Origin of the sequence: Sphingomonas sp. (assembly GCF_035555815.1) — a bacterium.
GTDB lineage: Bacteria > Pseudomonadota > Alphaproteobacteria > Sphingomonadales > Sphingomonadaceae > Sphingomonas.
Window position 1 is genome coordinate 1 of the sequence record NZ_DATMGG010000101.1, and the last position, 2015, is coordinate 2015.

Annotated in this window: 4 protein-coding genes; 3 read left to right on the forward strand and 1 reads right to left on the reverse strand. The window is 69.9% G+C overall.

Annotation, left to right across the window (positions count from 1 at the left end):
• The 3 genes from VNR91_RS05685 to VNR91_RS05695 form a co-directional block, all read left to right on the forward strand.
• Window positions 1-566 (forward strand): sensor histidine kinase (locus VNR91_RS05685; RefSeq protein ID WP_325489809.1); only part of this gene is annotated, 566 nt, incomplete at its 5' end.
• Complete coding sequence (locus VNR91_RS05690; protein WP_325489810.1) at window positions 563-1348, forward strand: LytTR family DNA-binding domain-containing protein; 786 nt, start codon at window positions 563-565, stop codon at window positions 1346-1348. The genes VNR91_RS05685 and VNR91_RS05690, both read left to right, overlap by 4 nt.
• 56 nt (window positions 1349-1404) lie before the next feature.
• Entirely contained in the window at window positions 1405-1731 is a 327-nt protein-coding gene (locus VNR91_RS05695; RefSeq protein ID WP_325489811.1) for a hypothetical protein, read from the forward strand.
• Window positions 1732-1794: 63 nt separating this feature from the next.
• On the opposite strand, the gene VNR91_RS05700 is transcribed toward VNR91_RS05695, so the two are convergent.
• Window positions 1795-2015 (reverse strand): hypothetical protein (locus tag VNR91_RS05700; RefSeq protein WP_325489812.1); only part of this gene is annotated, 221 nt, incomplete at its 5' end.

Sequence of the window (2015 nt, forward strand, 5' to 3'; positions counted from 1 at the left end):
TCAATCCGCACTTCATGTTCAACACGCTCAATTCGATCGCGTCGCTGATCGCGACCAAGGCGGTCGACCCGGCCGAGCGGATGGTGGAGAATCTGTCCGATTTCCTGCGCGCCGGGCTGGCGATCGATCCCAATGAGGACATTCCGCTGACGCGCGAGATCGAGTTGCAGTCGCTCTATCTGGCGATCGAGACCGAACGCTTCCCCGACCGGCTGACCGTGGCGATCGACCTGCCGGCGGACGCGCGCCGCGCGCTGGTGCCCAGCCTGATCATCCAGCCGATCGTCGAGAACGCGGTGCGCCACGCCGTCGCCACCTCCACCGCGCCGGTCACGCTGCATATCGAGGCGCGGGCCGAGGCCGGACGGCTGAAGCTGTGCGTGCGCGATTCGGGCGGCAACGGCGCGGCGGCGCGGTCGCGCTCCAGCGGCACCGGCGTTGGGCTGAGGAACGTCGCCGAACGGCTGGCGACGCGCTATGGAGAGGATTGCGATTTCGTGGCGGGGCCGGATCCCGACGGAGGCTTCGTCACCCGCTTCGCGATCCCGCTGGAGTATCGCCCATGATCCGGCTGCTGCTGTGCGACGATGAGCCGCTGGCGATCGACCGGCTGCGCGACCTGGTCGGCCGGGTGCCCGCGACCGAGGTGGTCGGCACCGCCTCCAACGGCCGTGCCGCGCTGGACGCCATCGCCGAACTGGCGCCGGACGCGGTGCTGCTCGACGTCGAGATGCCCGCGCTCGACGGGTTCGACGTGGTCGAGGCGCTGTCGCTGGCCGAAGGGCCGTCGCCGCTGATCGTGTTCGTCACCGCCTATCCGCAATTCGCCGCGCACGCCTTTGACACGGGGGCGATCGATTTCCTGACCAAGCCGGTGCGCCTCGCCCGGCTGGAGACCGCGCTGGAGCGGGTGCGCCGCGCGATCGAGGATCGCAGCGCCGCCGCGCGGCTGGCCGATCTTGCCCGGCAGCTCCAGTCGCTGCGCGCGGAACGGCGCAGCGACGAGGGCGACGGCGGTTGCCTGTGGGTCCAGCGGCGCGGCGAAAGCGTGCGGATCGAGCTGGCCCAGGTCGCGCGGGTGCAGGCCGAGGGTGAATATGTGCGGCTGTACCACGGCACCGCTTCCTATCTGCACCGCGAGGCGATCAGCAGCCTGATCGAGCGGTTCGATCCCGCGCATTTCGTCCGCATCCACCGCTCGCACATCGTCAACCGCGATCGGGTGGCGTCGATCCGGCGCCGGCCGGCGGGCGGCTACACCATCGTCACCATCGACGGCGATCTGTTGCCGGTCGGGCGCAATTACCGCGCGGTGGTGCGAAGCCTGGTCGGGCGCGGGGAGGGGTGAGCGCGCGCATCGGCGCGGCTCTTGCCGTCTTCGCGCATCGGCGCGACAGTGGCGCGATGCGAACCCCGAGTCTCTTGTCGTTGCTGTTGCTGGCTGGGTGCGGCACCGCGCCGCAGGCCCCCGCGCCCGAACCGACGACGCAGCCGCCCAGCGCGTTCCAGAACCAGGTCGCGGCGCTTCCCGACGGCCAGCGCAACGGCGTGTTCATCCGCTCGATCCGCGACGCCGGCTTCGACTGTCAGGGCGTGATCGAATCGCACCGCCAGGGGGAGGGGCTGAACGGCGATCCGCTCTATGTCGCGCAATGTTCGGACAAGAAATATTACGGCGTGCTGCTGGGGCGTGACGGCACCGCCCAGATCGTGACGCGCGGCGACCGTTAGGCGGTAACGTCCCCTGCTCCGGCTTTCGCCGGAGCAGGATTTAACGGAAACCGCTCGTCCGGATCACAACCCGACGATACCGCCGTCGGTGCGCTCGATCACGATCGTCGCGGAGCGTGGCCGTGCGCCGGTGGGGTCGGCGCCGGTGGCCTGTGTCGTCGGCCAGTGGCTGATGATGTCCAACGTGCCGGTGCTTTTGCCGGGGTGCTTGATGTTGACGAACAGCGTGCGCCCGTCCGGGGTTGAATCGACGCCGGCGACCGCCGCGCCGCTCGGGCCGACCA